Here is a 15,695-nt window from a genome sequence, read left to right as displayed (position 1 = left end):
GGGGATCAGCCCGAGAGGTCGCGCAGGGCCGTGTAGAAGGCGTGGTGGCGGCCGAGCTCGCGTTCGACCGGCTCCACCACCATCTTCGCCGACACCGTCGACACCCTGCGGCGCATCTCCCGCTCCAGACGTTCCCGCTCCCGCGAGGCCCCCAGCTCCACGAAGTTGCGCGAGGCGATGCCCGACAACGCGCCCAGCCCCAGGACGGAGGCCATCATGAGCGCCACCCACGGCAGCGCCGCGCCGTCGCCGACCAGTTGCAGGGTCGCGGGCAGTTGCGCGGGCACGGTCAGCCCGGCCATCAGCCACACCACCCCGGCCACGAACGCCACCACCAGCAGGTACTGCCAGACCTTGAGCAGCCGCCACCAGCCGGGCACCCGGTCGAGGCGCGGCGCCACCTCCGTGAGCTCCTCGGTCAGCGCCTTCGGCAGCCGGGACGCGTGCGAGCGCGCGGCCTGTTGCACCGCGGTCCGCCACACCGGGTCCATCCCGGCCGACAGCCCGTCGGTGAGCGCCTGCACGGCGTTGGCCACCTCGGCGGAGTGCGCGCTCACCGAGCCGGTCGTGATGCCCCGGATCTCGTCGCCGACGTCTTCGAGACGCAGGCTCTTCAACGGATCCGGACGGAACTTGGCGAACCACCGCGGATACGGCCAGCCGACCCACTGGCTGGAACGCTCGGCGTAGACGTTCTCCATTGCTTCGCCGACGGCGGGGACGCCGATCGCGTCGCAGAGCGCATCGGTGAGCCCCATCCTGCGCGCCTCGTCGACCGACGACGGCACGAGCAGCGCGTCGCCGAGCGGCATGGCCTCGCCGAGCCGCTGCTCCATCCGCTGGAGGTCGGCCTCCAGCTTCTGGACGGCGGCGCGGCGGCGGCCGACGGCGGTCGCGATCACGCTCTTGAGGCTCTCGACGCCGCGCCCCGTGACGGCCGAGGTCGGTACGACGCTGGGATGCTCGACGCCTTCCCGGCGCAGCAGGTCGTTGAGGTCGATGACCAGCTCGGCCAGTTCCGCCGCGGAGAGCCTGTCGGCCTGGTTGAGCGCGAACACGGTCACCGCGTCGTGCCCGGCCAGCTCGGTCACGTAGCGCCGGTGGGTGGAGGCGTCGGCGTACTTCTGCGGGTCGAGCACCCACACCACCAGGTCGGCCAGCCCGATGAGCCGGTCGGCCTCGTTGTCGCTGAGCGCCCGGATCGAGTCGTGGTCGGGCAGGTCGAGCAGGATCAGCCCGTGGAGCTGGCTGTCGCCCTTGTCGAGCGCGCTGGTACGGGAGAAGCGATGGCGCGGCTGGATCTGCAGCCAGTCGAGCAGCGGCGCCGAGCCCTCCAGCCCCCACACGCAGGCGTGGGTACGGGCCGTCGTCGGACGGCGTACGCCGGTGGGCGACAGCTCAAGCCCCGAAATGGCGTTGAACAGGGACGACTTGCCGCTGCCGGTGCCGCCCGCGAGGGCGACCACGGTGTGCTCGGACGACAGCTTGAGCCGGTCGCCGGCCCGCGTCAGCAGCGCCCCGGCCTCGGTGAGCAGTTTCTGGTCGAGCCGCCCGGGACCGAGCTCCACCACCTTGTTGAGCGCGGACAACCTGGGCGCGAGGCCCGCCCTCGGGGGCGTGGTCGTCGTCATCGGGCGACCTCAAGGTTGTACGTCGCCTGGTAGAGGCGGGTCGCGACAGACTCGTCCGGGATGCCCGCCGAGTCGAGAGCGTGTACGTAACGCATGGATTCCTCGTCGAACAGCATGCCGATCCTGGCTCGCAGGTCACTGAGCGCCTTGGCGCCGATGCCGCGCAGCGACTCCGCGCCGAGCAGGGCGTTGACGAGCCGGTGCGGCACGCCCGACCCGTCGCCGCCGCTGAACATGGCGACCGTGAAGATCAGGGAGAGCGCGTCGGGATCGAACGAGACGAGCTTGGACACCGAGCGCTTGGTCACGCCCTCGGTGCGTACGAGCTCGTTCAGGTGGTCCTGCCAGGACGCGATGGCGCGCCCGGCGTGCCGCAGCAGGTTGTCCGACGGGCGGTCGAGCCCGTCGGCGAGCTTGGCGCCCAGCTCCGAACGGTGCCGCCAGCGCGCGACCACCTCCTCGGCGGCGCGGTTGGCCGCGGCGACGATCACCGACTCCAACCCGGCCCGGATCGCCGCCTTGAACGCCGTCACCCGCTCGGGCGTCTGCCTGCCCGCCTTGCCGCTCTTGCCGAACTGCAGCGAGCGCATGAGGTCGCCGGAGCCCGCGAAGTCCTGCCAGCGGGCCAGCACCTCGCCGTGCAGCAGCGAGCCGTTCTTGGACGCCTTGTCGATCTCGGCCAGCGCGCCCAGGTAGGCGGCCTCGACGTCGCTGCGCAGCTCGGCCCGGAACGCCGCCTGACCCTCCAGATGCCTGGCCAGCGCGGGCACGCGGGTGCGGAAGCTGTTGAGCACGCCGTTCAGGGTCTCCTGCACGGCCTGCGCCCGGCGCGCCTCGTCGACCGAGAGCTCGGCCAGCCACATGCGCAGGTCGGTGACCTCGCTGTCGGGCAGCCTGCCGTCGGTCACCGTGGCCTCGTGGATCACGAACCGGTCGATGTCGCCCAGACCGTATTCGGTCAGCATGCGGACGAAATGCTTGAGCACGACGTCGGCCGACCGGGGCTGCACCCGCGACAACACGATGGCCAGGCGGGCGCCGCGCTCCTTGGCCAGGCGCAGGAGGCTCCAGGCGGGCGCGTCGGCGTAGCGGGCGGCGGTGGTCACGAAGATCCACAGGTCGGCGGCGTCGAGCATGCGGTGGGCGATCTCGTGGTGCTCCTCGACGACCGAGTCGATGTCGGGGGTGTCCAGCAGCGCGACGCCCTGCGGAAGCTTCTCGGTCGTCACGACGACCAGGCCGCTCGTCTCGCTGTCGGGCGAGGGCCGGTCCAGCCGTTCGAGGCCGCTGAGCAGCTCGCCCTCCGCGAACCACTTCCTGTCGTCGGGGTGGCAGGCCAGGATGGGGGTGCCGGTGGTCGGGCGGCGCACTCCGGTGCGGGAGACGTTCCGCTCGGCCAGGGAGTTGACCAGGGTGGACTTGCCCGCGCCGGTGGAGCCGGCGATCACGATCAGCGCGGGGGCCGTGTTGGTGCGCACCCTGGGCAGGACGTAGTTCTCCAGCTGGGCCAGCAGGTCGGCCCGCGCCCGCCTGGCCTCCTCGGCTCCCGGCAGGTCGAGACTGAAGCGCAGGTCGGACACGCTTTCGCGCAACGCGCTCAGCGCCGACGTCATCGCCTCGACAACCTCGGCCGGCAACTCCTCGACCCGCGGTCCTTCCTCCGGCGCGCCTTCCGGCTCCGCTACGGCGTCGGTCTCCGCGTCGCCCTCAGCGTCAGCGTCGCCCTCAGCGTCAGCGTCGCCGTCGGTGTCTGCGTCGCCCTCGGCGTCGGCGTTCGCGTCGGCGTCGCTGTGGGTGTCCGCGTCGGAGTGGTCGTCGGTTTCGACTTCGGTTTCGGCGTTCGCCTGGACGACGGCATCCGCGTCGGTGTCCGGGCCAGCGTCGGTGTCCGGGGTGGTGTCGGTGGGGTCGTCGGATTCGGCGTCGATCTGGGCGGTGGCACCCGTGTCGGTGTCCGCCTCGGTGTTCGGGTCGGCGTTGGGGACGGTCTCGCCGCTGTTGCCCACGGCGTCGGAGCGGTCGTCGGCGGCCGCTTCGGCGTCATCGGTCTCTACGGTGGACCTGACGTCGTCGGCGTCGGCCTCGGAGTCGGGCTCCTCCTCCGCCGGGTCTCCCGGGTCGGTGGGGTAGTCAGCGCCGACGGGGACATCGGAGGTCGGGGAGAAGGCGTCGAAGCCGGTGGCGTCTTCGGTGGCCACGGAGGTGGCGGTGTCGCTGGGGTCGGCGTCAGCGTCGGCGTCGGCGCGGTTGTCGTCAGCGTCCATCGCCTCGCTGGGGTCGCCGTCGCCTTCCGCAGAGGGCGCCGCTTCGGCTTCAGGAGCGGGGTCGTCATCTGGCCGGGAAACGTCGTCGCCCTTCGAGCCGCCATCGGCATGAGCAGAGTTCCCGGCGTCGGCGTCGGCGTCAGGGGTGGCGGCCGCCGGGGGCGGCGCCTGTTCTGCGTCGGAAGGCGCTTCTCCGCTGTCGGCGGCGGTGTCCGGTTCCTGGGGGCCTCGTTCCCAGAAGGCGGCGGGCCTCGGACGCGTCTCGTTCCCCTCACGCGGGTCGGCGGCACGGGCCGGGGTGAACAGGCTCGGACGGTCGGCCGGACGGGACGGCGTGAAGAGGCTGGGCCCCGTGGACGGGCCGGGCTCGTCCGTACCGGCGGAGGGCTCCTGCGAAGCGGCCGGGAGCCGCGGAGCGATGGGCCGCCGAGGGAGGACGGGCTCGTCGGCGCGCGCCGACGGCTGGAAGAGCGATGGCCGACCAGCGGAGGACGACGACTCTCCCGAGCTCGACGGCCCCCCGGAAGCCACAGACGGCGAGCCCGCGGGAGCCGCAGACGGCGGACCCGCAGGAGAGGCAGACGGCGAGCCCGCGGGAGCCACAGGCGACGGACCCGCAGGAGAGGCAGGCGGCGGACTCGCGGGAGCGGCAGGCGGCGAAGGCGCGGGGGGCCGGGAATCGGGCAGGTCGTCGTCCGTCACCGGGCGGAAGCTCAACGTCTGCTCCCCCAGCGACTCGTGCCGCCCGTCATCCATGGCGGTGTTCACGGCAAGCGCTCCGCTCGAACCATCTCGACCTCCTGGCCGACCCGCACGACGTCGCCGACGATGACGATCGCCGGAGGCCGTATCCCAGCCGCGGACACGCGGTCGGCCACGGTGGAAAGCGGTGCGATTACCGCCCGCTGGGTCGGAAGGGTACCGTCCTGTACCACCATTACGGGAGTCTCCGGCGCACGTCCGTCTCGAAGCAGCGCCTCGGCCACCTTCGGCAGCCGTTCGACGGCCATCATGAGCACCAGCGTGCCCTGGGATCGGGCCAGGGCGGGCCAGTCGACGGTGGAGGCCGGATGGTCGGGCGCGACGTGCACGGAGACGACGTGGAACTCCTGGCTCACGCCTCGATGCGTCACCGGCACCCCGGCCGCGGCCGGGACCGCGACGGCGCTGGTGATGCCGGGGACGACGAGCACGGGGATGCCGGCCTGGGCGCAGGCGATCATCTCCTCGCCGCCGCGCCCGAACACGAACGGGTCGCCGCCCTTGAGCCGGACGACGAACTTGCCCTGCCTGGCCCGGTCGACCAGCAGCTCGTTGATCTTCTCCTGGGACAGCGACCTGCCGTAGGGCACCTTGGCGGCGTCGATCAGCTCGACGTCGGGGGCGAGCTCGTCGAGCAGCGCCCGGGGCGCGAGCCGGTCGGCCACCACGACGTCGGCCTGGGCGAGGAGCTGCCGCCCGCGCACGGTGATCAGGCCGGGGTCGCCGGGGCCGCCGCCGACCAGGGCCACGCCGACGGGCTTGGTGCGGTTGCGGCGGGCGTCGACCGTGCCGTCGCGCAGCGCGCCGACGACCGCGTCGCGGATGCCCGCGGCCCGGCGCGGGTCGCCGCCCGCGGTGACGGCCACGCTGATCTCGTCGACCCGGCCGGCGGCCGGGGTCCAGGCGGCGGAGGCGTCGCGGTCGTCGGCGCGCACGCACCACACCCGCTTGGCCTCGGCCTCGGCGGCGACCGCGGCGTTGACGGACCTGACGTCGGTGCACGCCTGCACGAGCCAGGCGCCGTCGCAGTCGCCCACCTCGTACGGCCGCGCGTGCCAGGTGACCCGGCCCGTCGCGATCAGGTCGTCGAGGGCCGGGGTGACCGCCGGGGACACCACGGTGACCTCCGCACCGGCCTCGAGCAGCGCGGGGACGCGCCGCTGCGCGACGCGGCCGCCGCCCACGACGAGCACCCGGCGGCCGGAAAGCCGCAGGCCGAGGAGGTAGGGACCCATGGGGGGAATCTCCCGTTCGCGAAGGTTGTGTTTGGAGGTAAACCTACCGGCTCACCGTGCGTCGTTCGCTGCGCATGGCTCAACGGCCGTCAAGAAGAGGCTGCGACGGGTCCCAGCGTGGCCCGCCCTGAGCGTCTTTGCGGCGTCTGGCCATGGCCGAGAGTGCCTCAAGAATAACGCGGTTCCCGAGGAACGCGGTGATGTCGGCGTGGTCGTACGGCGGCGAGACCTCGACCACCTCCATCCCGGCCACGGGCAGTTCGTAGCAGATCCGGCGCACGGCGTCGAGGAGCTGCCTGGCCGACAGGCCGCCGGGCTCGGGCGTGCCGGTGCCGGGGGCGTGCCCGGGGTCGCAGACGTCGATGTCCACCGACAGGAAGACCTGGTCGCACTCGTCGAGCGCGATCCCGAACGACTCCGTCAGGCACTCCTCCAGCCCGCGCGTCACGATCTCGGTCATCTCGTACGAGCGCATGCGCTGCGCCGCCATCCAGTCGAGCGTCTCGGGCTCGGGCCAGTAGCCGCGCAGCCCGATCTGCAGGAACCGGTCGCCCCGGATGGCGCCGGACTCGATGAGCCGCCGCATCGGCTGGCCGTGCCCGTGCAGGTGGCCGAACTCGATGTCGCCGGTGTCGGCGTGCGCGTCGAAGTGGATCATCGAGGTGCGGCCCGGCTCGTACGCCCTGGCGGTGCCCCGCGCGTCCGGCAGCGCGACGGTGTGGTCGCCGCCGAGCACCACCGGCACCGCCCCTGAGGAGGCGATCCGGTGCACCGCGTCCTCGATGGCGGCCAGCGAGCCCTCGACGTCGCCGGAGTAGCACTCGACGTCGCCCGCGTCGAGCACCCGCAGGTCGCGCAGGGCGTCGACGCGAAGGGCCAGGCTCGGACGGGACCCGTTGTGCGGCAGGTAGCAGGTCTGGCGCAGCGCCATCGGCCCGAACCTGGCGCCCGGCCGGTTGGAGGTGCCCCCGTCGAAGGGCGCACCGATGATCACCACGTCGGCGCCGGCGTAGCCGGCCGGGTCCGCGACGTCGCAGCGGTCCACGCCGAGGAACGTGATGTCAGGGCCGAACATGGGACCGTACCGGGACACTGCTCACCTCACGTGCTGTTTCGAGTGTCCCCCATCATCACACGGGCTTTTCCGTGACCCCCGCCGAGTCGAACGTCGCCACCTCGTGCATCACCCGTACGGCCGCGCACACCAGCGGGTGCGCGAGCAGGCCGCCGGTGCCCTCGCCGAGCCGCAGCTCCAGGTCCACCAGCGGGCGCAGCCCGAGATGGTCGAGCGCGGCGGCGTGGCCGGGCTCGGCCGAGCGGTGGCCGGCCACGCAGTGGCCGCTGACGTGGGGGTCGAGGGCGGCGGCGACCAGGGCGGCCGAGCCGGCGATGACGCCGTCGAGGATCACCGGCACCCGGTTCGCCGCGCCGCACAGCACGAAGCCCGCGATGGCCGCGTGCTCGAAGCCGCCCACGGCGGCCAGCGCGCGCAGGGCGTCGCTCGGCCCGGTGCCGCCGGGCAGGCCGTTCACCCGCAGCGCCGCCCGGACGACCTCCACCTTGTGGTCGTAGGTCGCGTCGTCGATCCCGGTGCCCCTGCCGGTCACCTCGGCCGGGTCCTTGCCGGTGAACACCGAGATCAGCGCGGCCGAGGCGGTGGTGTTGGCGATGCCCATGTCGCCGGTGATCAGGCAGCGGGCGCCCCCGTCGATCAGCTCCTGCGCCACGGCGATGCCCGCCTCCAGAGCCCTGACGGCCTGGTCGACGCTCATGGCGGGGCCGCGCGACAGGTCGGCGGTGCCGTACGCGACCTTGCGCTTGACCAGGTCGGGGGCGTCGGGCAGGTCGGTGGCGACGCCGACGTCCACCACCGTCACGGACGCGCCCACCTGGGCGGCGAAGGCGTTGGCGACCGCGCCGCCGGCCAGGAAGTTGGCGACCATCTGCGTCGTGACCTCCTGCGGCCACGGGCTGACGCCGCGCGCGTGCACGCCGTGGTCGGCCGCGAAGATGGCCAGGGCGGCCGGCGCGGGCATGGGCGGCGGGCAGACGCCGGACGCGCCCGCCAGGCGTACGGCCACCTCCTCCAAGGCCCCGAGCGCGCCGCGCGGCTTGGTGAGCCGGTCCTGGTGGGCGCGGGCCTCGGCGAGCGCCTCGGGGTCGGCGGGACGGATGGCCGCCAGGGTCTCGGCGAGCACGGACACCTCCACTTGGTGACACTTAGTGAACGAGCTGGAGCGCTTCCTCGTACCGGTCGATCACGACGTCGGCCAGCGTCTCGCAGTCGCCGATCACCTCGGCGCAGCGGATGTCGAGGTCGGGGTGGCCCGCGCCGTACGCCAGGGCCTGGGCCCACACGCGCTCCAGCAGGCCGCCCGCGAACAGCAGGTACGGCACCACGATCACCCGCTTGGCGCCCAGCCGGCGGCAGCGTTCGAGCCCGCCGGGCACGCCGGGCGGCGTCACCGAGACGAACGCGGTCTCGACGGTCATGTAGTCGTAGGCGTGCGTCTCCCAGAACAGCCGCGACACCCGGTGGACCTCGGCGTTGGCGGCGGCGTCGGTCGAGCCCTCGCCGACCAGCACGACCGCCGTCTCACCCGGCTCGACCTGGCCGGGGACGTCGTCGAGAGCCGGGGTGTCGACGGCGCGCAGCCGGGGCCGGGCGCCGACCAGCTCCAGGGGGCGTGGCCTGGCCATCTCGGCGGCGGCCTCGCCGAGCCGGTCGGCCAGCAGCGCCAGCACGCGCGGGTCGGGGCCGAGGGGGCGGCCGTAGTCGTACATGAGGGTGGGGTGGCGCTGCTGTTCGAGCGCCATCGCGGCGGGGAACTCCGCATCCACCTTGCTGAGACTGAGCGGCAGCGCGACGAGACGGTGGTGGCCGCGCGCCATCAGGGACGCCACGGAGTCGCTCAGGCGCGGCGTGGCGCGTTCCAGATAGCCGCCGGAGACGTCGACGGCCGTGTGGTCGAGGCGGCAGCGCAGCCGGTGGACGAACCTGCCGAACTCCGCGGCGTAGGCGTCATCGTTCGAGCCCTGCCCGATCAGCAGGAGCGGCGGCTTCATTGAGGGATCTCCGGTGCGTAGACAAAGTCACGCGAGGATAACCGATACGTGCCCGTGGGGGACAGGTCACGCTGCGTGCGCGGGCCTGGCGTGCACGACGAAGACGGCATCCGCCGCGGTCAGACGGTGGGAACCGCCGGCGCCGGGCGTCAGCGCGGACGCCTGGATCCGCGTGCCCTCGCCACGGTAGCCGAGCTCGCGCAGCAGCTCCAGCACGGCCGCCGCCCGCTCGGCCGTGCCGAGCGCGCACACCAGCGCGCGGGGGCCGCGGCCGGCGCACGCCGCGACCACGTCGTCACCGCCACCGCCGACGAAGACGGCGTCGGGGTCGGGCAGCGGTTCGAGCGCGGCGGGCGCGTGCCCCCTGGTCAGGGCGACCTTGACGCCGTGGGCCAGCACGTTGGCACGCAGCCGCGCGCAGGCGGACTCGTCGCGTTCGACCGCCACGACGGCCGCGCCCAGCCTGGCGCACTCGACGGCGAGCTCGCCCTCCCCCGCGCCGACGTCCCAGACCAGGTCGCCGAGCCGGGGACCCAGCTTGGCCAGGACGAACGCCCGCACCTCGGCGGGCAGCCCGCTCTCCCACGGCAGCGCCCACTCCGCCGGGCCGGGTTGCGCCCCGGCCACCCAGCCCGGCTGCCCGGGCCGGTGCAGCGGGTCGATGACGAGGACCACGTCGGGGTCCTTCCACGGCCGGGTGGTGGCCTCGCCCATGCGGCTGTGCGTGACGCGCTGTCCCGGGCCGCCCAGGTCCTCGCAGACGATCAGGGCGCGCGGCGTGGTCGGCGCCAGCTCCCTGGCGATCTCGGCGGGGCCGACGCCGGGCGCGACGAGCAGCGCGACCTTGGGATGGGCGCGGCAGGCGTTCACCACGCGGGCGAGCCGGCCGGGACCGGAGGGGGCGACGACGAGGGCGTCCTCCCAGTTGAGCCCGGCGCAGGCGAAGGCGCGGCTGATCAGCGAGGTGGCCGGCAGGACGTCCGGCCGCAGGCCGTGCGCCCGTAAGGTGCGGACGACTCCGAAGAAGCCGGGATCGCCCTCGGCGACCACGACGGCCGGGCCCCGGTCCGGCCCGAGATGGCCGTCGAGGGCCTGGAGCACGTCGCCGTCGTCCGCGGCGCGTCCGTCGACCCCGAGCCGGCCGAGAATGGCGGCGGGGCCCACGACGAGCTCCGCCTCACGCAGCCTGCCCGCGGCCCCGGCCGGCAGCTCGATCCCGTCCCAGCCGACAACCGTGATCATTCAGCCTCACCGTCCTCATCCCCAGGGTGACGGTTCCGGCCGGGTTTCACCATGGGCCGACGAGGCCAGTCCGCTGTGCCCTCAGGCCAGGTCGGACGGGACCAGGCTGTAGACGACCAGGTCCTCGCCGTCGAGCGCGGCGCGGGCCACGCCCTCGCGGGTGAAGCCGGCCTTCTCCGCCACGCGTTGGGAGGCCGGGTTCGACACCGCGGCCCGCAGTTGCAGCCGGCGGAAGCCGTGGCGCTCGAACAGCCAGCGGGCGATCGCGGTCACGGCCTCGCCCGCGTAGCCCCGGCCGCGGGCCCAGGGCGCGGTCATGTAGCCGACCTCGGCCGTACGGTTGCGCCAGTCCAGGTCCCTGAGGTCCACGTTGGCCACGTATCGGGTGGTGGTGAACTCCTCCACGGTGAACGCGATGCCCGCGCCCCTCATCCGCATCCGTTCGCAGACGTCGACGAACGCGCGGGCGTGCTCCTCGCTGTAGCCGCGGGGGACGCCGGTCCTGGCCTGGGTGAGCGGGTCGGCGCCGGTGGCGGCCAGGCCGGGCACGTCGGCGAGGACGGGCTGCCGCAGCAGCAGCCGGGGCGTGCGCAGCTCGGTCTTCGGCAGGGCGGGCGCGGGCTCGCCGGAGTCCTCGCGCAGCAGGCCGAGGACGACCAGGTCGTGCGGGCCGTCCTCCTCCAGCACGGCGGCGCGCAGCACGCCCTCCCAGGTGAAGCCGGCTTTCAGCGCGACGCGCAGGGAGGCCGGGTTGTCCAGGTTCGCGGTGAGGTCCACCCTGCGCAGGGCGGTGGTGGCGAACACCCAGGAGGTCAGGGCGCGCACGGCCTCGGTGGCGTAGCCGCGGCCCCGGTACGTCGGGTGGACGCCGTAGCCGACCTCGGTGGTGCCCGCCGTCCACGACGTCCTGAACAGGCTGATGGCGCCCACGATGCGGTCGTCGGCCTCGGTCATGGCCAGGTGCAGGCCCTGCTGCGAGCGGTACAGCTCGTGCACGCCGTGCGCGAGCCACTGACCGACGCCGGAGGCGTGGACGGGCGCGCCCGGCGGGAGGAAGCGGTCGCCGGGCTCCACCGTCTCCACCACCGACCGCACGCGGGCGGCGTCACGGGGGTCGAACGGCCGCAGCACGAGCCGTCCGGCGGCGATGCGCGCATCGGGATCGAACACGTGCGCACCCTACACACTCACGATGTTTGCCCACGAAAGCGGGGGTAGGGGCCGATTCGAGAGGAGTGAGGGAACTATGGAACGTGGGAGCGACAAGCACGGTCCGCGCCTGGACGATCAGCAGAAGCACGAGACCGAGGGCATGGTCCGCGGCGGCGGCAGCACGCACGCCGAGGAGTGGAAGGAGACCGAGTCCATGCCCGGCCCCGGCGAGGAGTCAGGGCAGTCGTACCCCCCGGGACACGAGCCCGGCACCCCCCAAGGCATCACCCGGCGCGGCGCCGACATCCGCAGCGACCTGGCCAGATGGCTCAGCGACACCCGTTGGCCCGCCTCCAAGGACGACCTGCTCCAGCACGCCGAGAACGTGGACGCCCCCGACCAGGTGGCCGACATGGTGCGATCCCTTCCCGACCGCCGTTTTGTGAACATCGCCGACGTGGCCAAGGCGCTCGGCCTCGGCATCGAAGAGCGGAGGTGGTGACCTGTGCGTCTCGACTTCATCAGGCCGCTGTACGAGCGGCGGGGCCCGTACGCGTCGGTCTATCTGGGCGCGCTCACCGAGCCGCAGCGGGAGACGCACTGGCACAGCGTCCGTGACCAGCTCGACGGGACCGACCCCGAGACCATCGACGCCCTGGAGGTGGCCGCCAACCGGCCGTCGCCCGGCCAGGCGCTGTTCGCCACGCACGGCGCGGTGGTGCTGGCCGAGCCGCTGGCGCGGGCGCCGTACGAGATGGCGACCGTGTCGCCGCTGCCGCACGTCACGCCGATGCTGAGGCAGCGCGGCGAGAACGTGCCGCACCTGCGCGTCATCGTGGACCACGCCGGGGCCGAGCTGTCGGTGTTCGGCGGCGGCGCGCCGCGCACGACCACCGTGGCGGCGGCCGACTGGCCGCTGCAGAAGACCGCCCAGGGCGGCTGGTCGCAGAAGCGGTACGAACGGGGCGCCGAGGAGACGTGGGAGAAGAACGCGGTCGCCGTCGCCCGCGAGATCGACGAGCAGGTGCGCAGGATCGGCGCCGAGCTGATCATCGTGGCCGGCGAGCCGAAGTCACGCTCCTACCTGCTGCAACACCTCAGCACCAAGTCCGCCGACCGGGTGATGATGGTCGAGCACGGCAGCCGCTCCGACCACGGCCAGTTCGAGGCCGACGTCGAGCGCGCGCTGGACGACTGGCTCGAACGCCGCCGCGCCGAGCTGCTCGACCGCCACCGCGAGTCCTCGGGCCCGGCCGGCCTGTCCCAGGTGGCGCACGCCCTGCGCGAGGGCAGGGTGCACGCGGTGCTCATGCCCGCCCAGCTCGACCGGACCGTGTGGACCGGCGAGGGCGGCACCCAGCTCTCCACCGACCAGGGCGAGCTGCGGCGCTGGGGCGTCGAGCAGCCCGTCGAGGAGCGCGCGGACTCGGCCGTGGTCAGGGCCGCCGCCATGACGGACGCCGAACTGTGGTTCACCGACGACGTGCAGGACGTGGCGGCCGTGCTCAGGTACTGACGACCCGCGCCGTCGCCGCGGTGCCGGGTGCCGGCGATCCGCCGCGCGGCGCCGGCGCTCAGGTGCTGATGATCACTTCGAGGGTCCGGGGGCCGTGCACGCCCTCGACCCGGTTCAGCTCGATGTCGCTGGTCGCCGACGGGCCGCTGATCCAGGTGAGCGGGCGGGCCGGGTCGAGCCTGGCCACCGCCTCGGGCACGCCCGCCACGATCTGGTCGGCGCGCACCACGCACACGTGGTGGTCGGGGATCAGCGTCTGCGCCCTGGCGCCCTGGCCGGGCCCGTGGTCGAGGACGATGGTCCCGGTCTCGGCTATGGCCACCGCGCAGGCGGTGATCACGCCGTCGGCGGCGTCGAGGGTGTCCCAGCGCCGGTCGGTCCCGGCGTCCGGGCTGCTCGGGGCCGCCCAGGCGAAGCCGTCCGGGACGATCACGCGGCGGCCGGCGGCCAGCTCGGCCAGCTTGCCGGGCACGTCCGCGTCGGGCAGCACGTGCACGACGGCCCGGTAGTCGCGCACCCGCTCGGCGAACAGGCCCACCACGTCGTCCACGTCCGGGCGGGTGCGGTAGTGCCGGGCGACCTCCGTCGCGGGCGCGTCCGCGACCGCCTTCCTGACCTTGGCCAGGATCTCCTCACGCGCGCCCATCGTTCCGCTCCCACCAGTCTCTGAAGGATTCTTCCGGGATGTCGGGCACGTCCCGGGTGTCGGTCCAGGCCGCCAGCGGGCCGGGCAGCCGCCGCCTGGGCACCAGCCTGCGCAGCCGGGCGGCCAGCCGCTGCGCCCTGGCCAGCCGGGCCTGGTCGTCCAGCACCCAGCCGGCGGCCTTCATGCCCGCGCGCTCGGCCGCCGCGTGCGGCGCCCTGGCCCGCAGGTCCACCAGCACCTCGGGGATGTCGATGGCCACCGGGCAGACCTCCAGGCAGGCCCCGCACAGGCTGGAGGCGAACGGCAGCGAGGCGTCCAGGTCCGAGGACATGCCCCTGAGCTGCGGGGTGAGGATGGCCCCGATCGGCCCGGGGTAGACCGAGCCGTACGCGTGGCCGCCCGCGCGTTCGTAGACCGGGCACACGTTCAGGCAGGCCGAGCAGCGGATGCAGCGCAGCGCCTGGCGGCCCACCTCGTCGGCGAGCACGTCGGTGCGGCCGTTGTCGAGCAGCACCAGGTGGAAGTCCTGGCCCTCGGTGGCGCCGGTCCACGTGCTGGTGTACGGATTCATCCGCTCACCTGTGGAGCTGCGCGGAAGAAGCTGGAGGAAGACCTCCAGATCCCGCCAGGTCGGCAGGAGCTTCTCGATGCCGACGACGCTGATGAGCGTCTCGGGGAGGGTCAGGCACATGCGGCCGTTGCCCTCCGACTCCAGCACGACCAGCGTGCCGGTCTCGGCGATCATGAAGTTCGCCCCGGATACGGCGACCTTGCTCCGGAGGAAACGTTCGCGCAGGTGGAGCCGGGCGGCCTCGGCCAGGGCGGGCGGCTCGTCGGTGAGGCCGTCGGGCACGCCGGGCATGCGGTCGAGGAAGATCTCGCGGATCTCCGAGCGGTTGCGGTGGATCGCGGGGACCAGGATGTGGCTGGGGAAGTCGTCCCCGAGCTGCACGATCAGCTCGGCCAGGTCCGTCTCGTACGCGGTGATGCCGCGCCGGGCCAGCGCCTCGTTGAGCCCGATCTCCTGGGTGGCCATCGACTTGACCTTGACCACCTCGGTCTCGCCGGTGGCCGCGACCAGGTCGCCGACGATGCGGTTGGCCTCCTCGGCGTCCCTGGCCCAGTGGACGGTTCCGCCCGCCCGCCGGACGGCCTCCTCCAGCTGGAGCAGGTAGCGGTCGAGGTGGCGGAGCGTGTGATCCTTGACGGCCTTGCCGGCCGCGCGCAGCTCGGCCCAGTCGGGCAGCTCGCCGACGACGCCGGCGCGCTTGCCGCGAATGGTGTGCGTGGCTTTCCGGAGGTTGAACCGCAGTTGCGAGTCCTCCACGGCTTTCGCCGCATTTTTCGGGAAATTTCCGGGCATGCCGAGGAATGTCGCGCTCATCGGGTCTCCTCCGTGGCTGCGAGGATCTCCGCCAGGTGCATCGTCCTGACCCCCGTCTTCTGCCGGCTCAGGGTGCCGCCGATGTGCATCAGGCACGAGTTGTCGGCCGCGCAGATCACCTCGGCGCCCGTGTCGAGGATGCCGCGCACCTTGTCGGCCCCCATGGCGGCCGACACCGCCGGGTTCTTGACCGCGAACGTGCCGCCGAAGCCGCAGCACTCCTCCGCGCCGGGCAGCGGCACGAGCTCCAGACCTCGGACCTTCCGCAGCAGCCGGGTGGGCCGGTCGCCCAGGTGCAGCCCGCGCAGCGAATGGCACGTCGGGTGATATGTCACCCGGTGCGGAAAATATGCACCAACGTCGTCGACTTTCAGGACGTCCAGCAAGAACTCGCTCAGCTCGTACACCTTGGGCACGACCTCGGCCACGGCCGCCGCGCCCCTGCTGCCCGGCCGCACCAGCTTCGGGTACTGCTCGCGCACCATGGCCGCGCACGACCCGGACGGCGCCACGACGGCGTCGTACCCGGCGAACACCTCGGTGAACTTCCTGGCCAGCCGCACGCCCTCCGCCCGGTAACCGGTGTTGACGTGCATCTGCCCGCAGCACGTCTGGGCGACGGGGAAGTCCACGTCGCAGCCCAGCCTGCGCAGCAGCGACACGACGGCCTTGCCGGTGCCCGGGAAGAGCGTGTCGTTCACGCACGTGATGAACAGGGCGACTCGCACGACTCTCCCAAACGAATGGTCCGACCACTGTATGGTCAGACCATACCTAACCACACAGTTCCGGGCCAG

Annotated in this window: 13 protein-coding genes; 2 read left to right on the top strand and 11 right to left on the bottom strand. The window is 73.3% G+C overall.

All coding sequences use genetic code 11. From position 1 onward, the window contains the following. Positions 1-5: 5 nt before the first annotated feature. From ACFYUV_RS40810 to ACFYUV_RS40775, 8 genes are all read right to left on the bottom strand, one after another. On the bottom strand, positions 6-1,631 hold the full coding sequence (locus ACFYUV_RS40810) for a YfjP family GTPase (RefSeq protein ID WP_387678951.1): 1,626 nt from the start codon (positions 1,629-1,631) through the stop codon (positions 6-8). Next, positions 1,628-3,895: a dynamin family protein gene (locus ACFYUV_RS40805; protein ID WP_387678948.1), complete on the bottom strand. Its 2,268-nt coding sequence runs from the start codon at positions 3,893-3,895 to the stop codon at positions 1,628-1,630. The genes ACFYUV_RS40810 and ACFYUV_RS40805 overlap by 4 nt, the downstream gene beginning before the upstream one ends. Before the next feature lie 764 nt (positions 3,896-4,659). Next, positions 4,660-5,892 carry a uroporphyrinogen-III C-methyltransferase gene (cobA, locus tag ACFYUV_RS40800; RefSeq protein ID WP_387678946.1) on the bottom strand — a complete coding sequence of 411 codons (1,233 nt, stop codon included), beginning with the start codon at positions 5,890-5,892 and terminating at the stop codon, positions 4,660-4,662. 79 nt (positions 5,893-5,971) lie between these two features. Further along, positions 5,972-6,967 carry an agmatinase gene (gene speB / locus ACFYUV_RS40795; protein WP_352360597.1) on the bottom strand — a complete coding sequence of 332 codons (996 nt, stop codon included), beginning with the start codon at positions 6,965-6,967 and terminating at the stop codon, positions 5,972-5,974. 55 nt (positions 6,968-7,022) lie between these two features. Beyond that, positions 7,023-8,090, bottom strand: a complete 1,068-nt coding sequence (gene cobT, locus ACFYUV_RS40790) for a nicotinate-nucleotide--dimethylbenzimidazole phosphoribosyltransferase (protein ID WP_387678942.1) — start codon at positions 8,088-8,090, stop codon at positions 7,023-7,025. A gap of 22 nt (positions 8,091-8,112) precedes the next feature. After that, positions 8,113-8,958, bottom strand: a complete 846-nt coding sequence (locus ACFYUV_RS40785) for a sirohydrochlorin chelatase (RefSeq protein ID WP_387678939.1) — start codon at positions 8,956-8,958, stop codon at positions 8,113-8,115. A 66-nt stretch (positions 8,959-9,024) separates the two neighbouring features. Continuing rightward, on the bottom strand, positions 9,025-10,200 hold the full coding sequence (locus tag ACFYUV_RS40780) for a precorrin-6Y C5,15-methyltransferase (decarboxylating) subunit CbiT (protein WP_387678936.1): 1,176 nt from the start codon (positions 10,198-10,200) through the stop codon (positions 9,025-9,027). An 81-nt stretch (positions 10,201-10,281) separates the two neighbouring features. Further along, positions 10,282-11,370, bottom strand: a complete 1,089-nt coding sequence (locus ACFYUV_RS40775; RefSeq protein WP_387678933.1) for a GNAT family N-acetyltransferase — start codon at positions 11,368-11,370, stop codon at positions 10,282-10,284. Between the two features lie 76 nt (positions 11,371-11,446). On the opposite strand from ACFYUV_RS40775, the gene ACFYUV_RS40770 reads away from it, so the two are divergent. Both ACFYUV_RS40770 and ACFYUV_RS40765 read left to right on the top strand, forming a co-directional pair. After that, positions 11,447-11,854, top strand: coding sequence for a DUF2795 domain-containing protein (locus ACFYUV_RS40770; protein ID WP_387678930.1), 408 nt, complete (start codon positions 11,447-11,449; stop codon positions 11,852-11,854). 3 nt (positions 11,855-11,857) lie between these two features. After that, positions 11,858-12,868, top strand: coding sequence for a Vms1/Ankzf1 family peptidyl-tRNA hydrolase (locus tag ACFYUV_RS40765; protein WP_387678927.1), 1,011 nt, complete (start codon positions 11,858-11,860; stop codon positions 12,866-12,868). 58 nt (positions 12,869-12,926) lie between these two features. On the opposite strand, the gene ACFYUV_RS40760 is transcribed toward ACFYUV_RS40765, so the two are convergent. Genes ACFYUV_RS40760 through ACFYUV_RS40750 form a run of 3 tightly spaced genes read right to left on the bottom strand, consistent with a single transcriptional unit; the run spans position 12,927 to position 15,626 of the window. Beyond that, complete coding sequence (locus tag ACFYUV_RS40760) at positions 12,927-13,514, bottom strand: lactate utilization protein C (protein WP_387678924.1); 588 nt, start codon at positions 13,512-13,514, stop codon at positions 12,927-12,929. Continuing rightward, positions 13,501-14,898, bottom strand: a complete 1,398-nt coding sequence (locus ACFYUV_RS40755; RefSeq protein WP_352322454.1) for a lactate utilization protein B — start codon at positions 14,896-14,898, stop codon at positions 13,501-13,503. The genes ACFYUV_RS40760 and ACFYUV_RS40755 overlap by 14 nt, the downstream gene beginning before the upstream one ends. Then, positions 14,895-15,626, bottom strand: a complete 732-nt coding sequence (locus tag ACFYUV_RS40750) for a (Fe-S)-binding protein (RefSeq protein WP_352322455.1) — start codon at positions 15,624-15,626, stop codon at positions 14,895-14,897. The genes ACFYUV_RS40755 and ACFYUV_RS40750 overlap by 4 nt, the downstream gene beginning before the upstream one ends. Between the last annotated feature and the right edge of the window lie 69 nt (positions 15,627-15,695).

Origin of the sequence: Nonomuraea sp. NPDC003560 (genome assembly GCF_042878785.1) — a bacterium.
Lineage (GTDB): Bacteria > Actinomycetota > Actinomycetes > Streptosporangiales > Streptosporangiaceae > Nonomuraea.
Note: the sequence above shows the minus strand (reverse complement) of the source record. Positions and strands in the feature narration are given on the sequence as shown.

Coding starts and splice junctions, on each gene's coding strand:
- ACFYUV_RS40810 (WP_387678951.1), bottom strand. CDS start 1,631: ATGACGACGACCACGCCCCCGAGGGCGGGCCTCGCGCCCAGGTTGTCC.
- ACFYUV_RS40805 (WP_387678948.1), bottom strand. CDS start 3,895: ATGGACGCTGACGACAACCGCGCCGACGCCGACGCTGACGCCGACCCC.
- cobA (WP_387678946.1), bottom strand. CDS start 5,892: ATGGGTCCCTACCTCCTCGGCCTGCGGCTTTCCGGCCGCCGGGTGCTC.
- speB (WP_352360597.1), bottom strand. CDS start 6,967: ATGTTCGGCCCTGACATCACGTTCCTCGGCGTGGACCGCTGCGACGTC.
- ACFYUV_RS40785 (WP_387678939.1), bottom strand. CDS start 8,958: ATGAAGCCGCCGCTCCTGCTGATCGGGCAGGGCTCGAACGATGACGCC.
- ACFYUV_RS40780 (WP_387678936.1), bottom strand. CDS start 10,200: ATGATCACGGTTGTCGGCTGGGACGGGATCGAGCTGCCGGCCGGGGCC.
- ACFYUV_RS40770 (WP_387678930.1), top strand. CDS start 11,447: ATGGAACGTGGGAGCGACAAGCACGGTCCGCGCCTGGACGATCAGCAG.
- ACFYUV_RS40760 (WP_387678924.1), bottom strand. CDS start 13,514: ATGGGCGCGCGTGAGGAGATCCTGGCCAAGGTCAGGAAGGCGGTCGCG.
- ACFYUV_RS40755 (WP_352322454.1), bottom strand. CDS start 14,898: ATGAGCGCGACATTCCTCGGCATGCCCGGAAATTTCCCGAAAAATGCG.